The organism is Marinomonas sp. ATLA20 (assembly GCF_057180105.1).
Genome location: NZ_JBXUKU010000024.1, coordinates 1 through 6,770 on the forward strand (window position 1 = coordinate 1; position 6,770 = coordinate 6,770).

The 6,770-nt window shown below is 43.5% G+C and carries 2 protein-coding genes and 3 tRNA genes; 4 read left to right on the top strand and 1 reads right to left on the bottom strand.

Annotated elements, in window-relative coordinates:
* Window positions 1-20: 20 nt before the first annotated feature.
* Window positions 21-5,156 (top strand): cadherin-like domain-containing protein, encoded by a 5,136-nt coding sequence (locus tag AC2A4J_RS20150; protein ID WP_484177286.1) that lies wholly within the window; start codon window positions 21-23, stop codon window positions 5,154-5,156.
* Window positions 5,157-5,265: 109 nt separating this feature from the next.
* Here AC2A4J_RS20150 and msrA read toward each other — a convergent pair whose 3' ends face one another.
* A complete protein-coding gene (gene msrA, locus AC2A4J_RS20155; protein ID WP_484177287.1) occupies window positions 5,266-5,925 on the bottom strand; it encodes a peptide-methionine (S)-S-oxide reductase MsrA in 660 nt (219 codons plus the stop codon).
* 285 nt (window positions 5,926-6,210) lie between these two features.
* On the opposite strand from msrA, the gene AC2A4J_RS20160 reads away from it, so the two are divergent.
* The 3 genes from AC2A4J_RS20160 to AC2A4J_RS20170 all read left to right on the top strand — a co-directional run bounded on the left by AC2A4J_RS20160 (window position 6,211) and on the right by AC2A4J_RS20170 (window position 6,617).
* Window positions 6,211-6,287 (top strand) — tRNA-Met (locus AC2A4J_RS20160).
* Window positions 6,288-6,388: 101 nt separating this feature from the next.
* Window positions 6,389-6,465 (top strand) — tRNA-Met (locus AC2A4J_RS20165).
* 75 nt (window positions 6,466-6,540) lie between these two features.
* A tRNA-Met gene (locus tag AC2A4J_RS20170) sits at window positions 6,541-6,617 on the top strand.
* Window positions 6,618-6,770: the final 153 nt, after the last annotated feature.

Below are 6,770 nucleotides of genomic sequence, written 5' to 3' on the forward strand. Positions count from 1 at the left end.
AACTGGTTCTTGAAATCCCAGTGACCGTGACCGACGACCAAAATGCGACCGACACAACGACCTTAACGATTACCGTGACGGGTACGAATGATGCGCCTATTGCCACTGCCGATTTAGTGAGTACGTCTACTAACAGTGGGTCTATCACGATTGATGCTTTAGCCAATGATACTGATGCAGAGGGTAACTCTTTAACTATCATCGATGCTTCTGTATCTAATCCATCTCAAGGCACTGTAACTATTGTTAATAATGAGCTGGTATTTACGCCAGCCGAAGGCTTTAGTGGTTCAGCGATTATTAATTATTCAATTACTGATGGCAAAGGTGGCATAGATACTTCTACGGCTACTGTCAAAGTGAACTCTGTAACTATTGATCCAATTACCTCTGATGACGTGATTAACGCTACAGAGGCGGCAGGAACAGTTACGGTGACCGGTAAGGCTACAGGCGGCGACATCACTAAAGGTGATGAAGTAACCATGACTATTGGTACCAACACCTACACAACAACTGTGGGCGAGGATGGTACTTGGAGTGTTGACGTTTCGGGTTCTGATTTGGCTGCTGGCACTGGATTTGATGTGGTTGTTACTTCCGATGATGCAGCTGGTAATAAAGTTGAGTCTAAAGGTTCTTCTGAATATACAGTTGATCTTAATATTGCGACGCCATCTATTTCTTTCGAAAGTACTGGTGGTGACAATATTTATAATGCTGCTGAGGTTGGTGAAGATGGTACTGTGACGGCGACTATTTCGGTTACAGGCTCTGAAGTAAACGATAAGCTAACTTACAGTGTTGATGGAGTGCAAACAACGATCACGTTAGACGCAGATGACATCAGTAATGGTGTTGCGATCGAAGTGGCTCCAGGTGCGGAAGTGACAGCAACTTTGTCGGATGCGGCGGGTAACAAATCAAATGAAGTGAGTAAGACCGCTGCAGAGGCGGATATTTCTGTCGCTCCTCCTGTGATTACAAGTGTGACTGATGATTCTGAAAATTCAGATTATTCGAAGGTAACCTTGCATGGTACTGGTGAAGTGGGTGCATTGATTACTTTGTGGGTTATTGCAGGCTCTACAACGGCAGGTAATGATACTCAAACTGGTGAGTATACAGAATTAACTAGTATTACAACGACAGTGTCTGGTGATGGTACTTGGTCGCTAGACGTGTCTGACATTTCTAACTCACAAGTGAATGATAATGAATTCTTTAAAGTTACCCAAACTGATGCTGCAGGCAATGTCAGTGGTGATTCTAATATTGTTCATTACTGGCATGGAGATTGGACTACTGTTAACTCAGAAACTGGTGATGATTTTGTGTTACTAGGTAGCGGCAACGACACAATAACTGTTGATGCAGACGATAGTTCAGATTCTCTTACTGTGGATGGCGGAGCTGGTCATGACAAAGCGGTATTCTCATCTGCGCTTTCAGATATGCAATCTATTATCTTAGATGAAAATGGCAATGTGATTATTGTTGATGATCAAGGTGACACCAATACCTTTATCGACTTCGAGTCATTCTCCTTTGATGGTGTTGTTTACTCTAAAGAAGCTTTATTTGCTCCTCATGCTGAAGATGATACCGCTAGCACAACGGAAGACAGTGCCGCTATTACAATTGATGTATTAAGTAATGACAGCAGTATAAGTGATGATAAGTTGACGGTTACGGCAGCGACTGTATCACCAGAACAAGGTACGGTTGCGATTGTGGATGGCAAATTACAATTTACGCCGGCTGAAGACTTTAATGGTGAAGCTACTATTAGCTATGAGGTTAGTGGCAGTGATGGCGCTAAGGATACAGCAGAAGTGATTGTAACCGTTGATGCTGTGAACGATGGTCCTGTTGCAAATAGCGATACATCGACAACAAATGAAGACACAGTTGTTACCATTGATGTGTTGGCGAACGACAGTGATGTTGATGACGATACTTTGACTATCAAAGAGGCAACAGTATCTGAAGAGGAAGGCACGGTTGCTATTGTTGATGGTAAATTACAGTTTACGCCAGCAGAAAATTTTTACGGTGAAGCGACTATCCGTTATGAAATTGCCGATGGCAACGGTGGTGTAGATACCGCAGAAGTCAAAGTGACTGTCGAGTCGGTTAATGATGTACCTGTAATTAGTATGACGTCAGGGAAAGGCCAAGGCGATGAAGACAGCACAGGTATTGAAGTGACACTGTCTGCATCTGATGTTGATGGTTCTGTGGCTAGCTTTGTTATTCAAAGTTTGCCTGCTCACGGTACGTTATTTGTTGATGGTGTCGAAATCACAGATGCAGGAGCCGTGATTTCTGCAACTGATGGAAATGCAAATTTGACTTTTGTACCTGACGCTGACTGGAGTGACAATAATGGGGCTTCTCCAGCTACATTTGAATACGCTGCCGTTGATAACAGTGGAGCTGCTTCTGCTACAGGTACGGCCACTATCAATGTAACAGCTGTTACCGATGGACCAACCGTTGAGTTGACATTGGAGCCGACGACGACAACGACGTTGTATAGTGTCGACTTGTCCAATGTGTTACAGGGAGCAGAAGATACGATAGGGAATCCGGCAGGTTTTACTGTTGCTGCTTATGACACTGCAAGTAACATTGTCGATATTTCCATTAAGGATTCTGGTTCCCCTACTGGTTTTGGTGTTACTGGGAAGGCGAGTAACGGCGCTGACTCAGAAATTGGCAAACAAGAGAAATTGGTAGTAGAGCTTGATAAACCAGCATCATCTGCAACATTTGAATTAGCGTGGCTAAATAAGAATGACGAGACGGCGGTTTATACTGTGAAATACAGTGATGGGACTTCTCAAACAGATACGGTGGATGGTAATTCTGATGAGGGGGGATATGACGGAATTGGTGCTCCTATAACGGTAAACGCACCTGCTGGCAAATCTATATTGGCAATTGAGTTCTCTACACCAGACCACGGCGGCCGAGTTAATACAAGTGACTATTTGTTGCACAGCGTTTCTTATGAGTCAGCGGTAACTAATTATACGGTTGATATTACGGCTACTCCGACAGATACAGATCATTCTGAAAACATTACTGAGCTAATGGTTTCGACTCCAGAAGGCATCTCATTATCTGGCGCAGAGAAGATAGCAACAGAAAATGGTGTTACTACTTGGAAGGTGTCGTTAGACAGTGGTGGCTTCTCAAATAAAGTTCAGGTTGACCCCGATACTGGTGTTGTGACGGTCAAAGGATTAATACTTTCTGTGCCTGATGACTTTAATGGTGAGCTAGAAGTGATCGCTACCGCTACAGCGAATGATCCGGGTGCGAGCGATACAGTGGATGGCTCTGATAGTGCCACCATAGTGATCAATGGTGCGCCAGAAGCGGCAGATGACGAGTTAGCTGGACAAGAGAATAGCCAGCTTGTCATTGAGCCTAGTGATTTAACATCTAATGATACAGATCCTGAAGGCGATTCTTTAGTTATCACGTCGGTGTCAAACGCCCAAAACGGTTATGTATACATAAATGCTGATGGAAAAGTGGTATTCACGCCTACATCTGGTTTTACAGGAGCGGCTTCTTTTGAATATACCGTTTCAGATGGTAAGGGTGGAACGGATACGGCGACTGCCACACTTCAGGTGAATGGCGTCATGGCTGATCAAGCGACCGTAAGTGTAACTGTAACGGATATTTCAAAAGATACGTATGACACGTCTACAGGGTTTGTGACAGACATTTCAGCTTCGTTGCAATTAAGCCCAGTAAACCCAACTTATAACTTGAGCAAGTATAATGATTGGATCAATTTTGGTTCAAATAGCGATCAAGTATTTGTGCAAAATGATGTTTATGCTTCTCTTCAAACCAATGATGGGAATGACATCATTACTGTTGGAGGGGATATAGGTCACCTCTCGTCTAGTTATGGTTGGACCTACTATACGGAAGGTCATATTTCAACTGGAGTAGGTGATGACACCGTACTTATCCAGGGGAGTATCACTTCTGCTAATACATTATTAGGCCAAAAGAACAGTACTGTTCATCTAGATAGCGGTAATGATTTCCTTGCTGTCGGTCAAGACATGAACGGACATATCGATGCGGGCAGTGGGAACGATACTGTCATTATTGGCGGAAACGTCTATGGATCTATCAATCTCGGTTCGTGGGATGATATTGCTGTAGTTGGTGGTAGTGTGTTTGGTTATATTACTGGGGGATCTGGAAATGACTCTATTTGGCTGCAGAGCTATACAGTTCAAGATTGGAGTAATAACAAAGACAATATCAAATATGATGTTGCTAACTTTGAAAATATCAAGTTCAAAGATGGAACGGTAATAGGTGATGGCAGTGTGTTTGTCTCTACACACGCTTACTCGGTTTCGGTTGATATTGACAACTTGGCAGACGGAGAAAACGCTACCAGCGCTATCATCTTCGGTGTTCCGGAAGGCGCTAAATTGCAACAGAATGGTGTCGACCTCGATGCAAATGATGATGGAACTTATACCGTTTCTGTTGCTGATGGCGAGACAAGCATCGATAACTTAACGGTTGTAAGTAAAAGTGATTCAGACATTAATGATTTCGAGCTAACTGCATCTATTAATACAGATGGTGTAAACGATGATCTGCTTGGAACATCTGATGACGAGAGTATTCTTGGTACTGCAGGTGATGATTACATCGTAGGAACTGCTGACGAAGATACATTGCTTGGTAACATTGGTAATGATGTGTTGTTTGGTGCTGAAGGTAACGATACTCTAATCGGTGGCGAAGGTAACGACGTTCTAATTGGTGGTGCGGGCAATGATCAATTAACTGGCGGTGCTGGTCGAGACTTGTTCATTCTTGATCATGATTCTAAAGATACCATCACTGACTTTAATGCAAATGATGATGCTCTTGACTTGACCGATCTTTTATCTGGTGCCGAAGGTAAACCTGGGGAAGATGCCTCTGAAGATGCTATAGCGTCGTTCCTGAAAGATCATGTATCTAAAGATAGTAGTAGTTCGTTAACTGTTAGTGATGGTAGTGGGCATGGTGCTATTGTGAATTTAGACTCGGCTTCAACAGCTGACTCCATCAAAGTCATCTACAACGATCAAGAGTACAACATCAATATTGATGGCTAATCTTGCCCTGACATAGAGACCACTAAAAAGGCCGAATCGTTTTGCGATTCGGCCTTTTCGTTTCTGTAACTTGTTCAGTTTAGAGAGTGATCTCCCCGTTAACTAAAAACTACACGCCTAAGCCGATAGGGCAGCTCACGCCAGTTCCAGCTAGTCCGCAGTAACCGTTCGGATTTTTATGAAGATACTGTTGGTGATATTCCTCAGCGAAGTAGTAGGTATCGAGTGGTTCAATCTCGGTAGTGATCATGCCGTGGCCTGCGCCGAGTAGCTCTTTTTGAAACGCCGCTTTGCTAGCTTCCACGATTGCCATATCTTTATCATTGGTTGTAAAGATAACAGAGCGATATTGGCTGCCTATGTCGTTGCCTTGGCGCATACCTTGGGTTGGATCATGGTTTTCCCAGAAAACCTTAAGCACGCCTTCTAGCGAGATGACAGAGGTATCAATCACAACTTGAACTACTTCACTGTGACCTGTTTGTCCTGAGCACACTTCTTCGTAGGTTGGATTGGGTGTAAAGCCGCCTGCATAACCTACAGATGTGACTACAACGCCAGGAGTATTCCATAACTTGCGTTCGGCCCCCCAGAAACAACCCATTCCTAGAATGATTTCGGTTTCATTGGGATTTTCATCGCGGACAAAAGGTTCGTTGTTGACAGCGTGTATCCCTGAGATTGTTAAAGGTGTGCTTCTGCCGGGTAGGGCGTCGGCTTCAGAGGGAATTGCTGATTTTTTAAGAATGGCTTCAATATTGCTGGGCATATTTGGCTCCTAACCTATTGGTCGAAAATATTGGATGGCTACCTTTTACCTTGCGGTAGCGTAGGATACAAGTATTTAAGCTTCTCTATATCTAATAAGAGGCTGAGTCTGTTTGGTATAGGTAAGATAATGAGGCAGAAAGATTTTTTTTCAACTAATCCGATCTAGTTCTCTTGCAGTGCTTGACTCTCAGTTAAATCTACCTATAATACGCACCTCGTTGGCAAGGGTTGAGCAAATTAGCTTAGCCAGCAGACATTGAGTTTGTTGTTAACGATGATTAGTCGCGGGATGGAGCAGTCTGGTAGCTCGTCGGGCTCATAACCCGAAGGTCGTTGGTTCGAATCCGGCTCCCGCAACCATATTAAAAAAATGGTCGTTGGTTCACTTTTTAATTAAGAAAAGGGCTCCAGCCAAAACTAATCAAATGAAGTTGTTAGTGATGTAAAGAAAGTTAATTTGTCGCGGGATGGAGCAGTCTGGTAGCTCGTCGGGCTCATAACCCGAAGGTCGTAGGTTCGAATCCTGCTCCCGCAACCATTCATATTAATTTTTTCATATAATTTCTTCAGTACTAAAAGATAAAATCTAAACTATATCAATTGTTTAGTATGTCGCGGGATGGAGCAGTCTGGTAGCTCGTCGGGCTCATAACCCGAAGGTCGTTGGTTCGAATCCGGCTCCCGCAACCATTTTACTATAGGTCGTTGGTTCACTTTTTGTTAAGAAAAGGGCTCCCGCAACCATTTTACTATAGGTCGTTGGTTCACTTTTTGTTAAGAAAAGGGCTCACGCAACCATCTTACAGTAGGTCGTTGGTTCACTTTTTGTTAAGAAAAGGGCTC

Excerpts from the sequence above, each read along its gene's own strand:
- msrA (WP_484177287.1), bottom strand. The coding sequence starts at position 5,925 with ATGCCCAGCAATATTGAAGCCATTCTTAAAAAATCAGCAATTCCCTCT.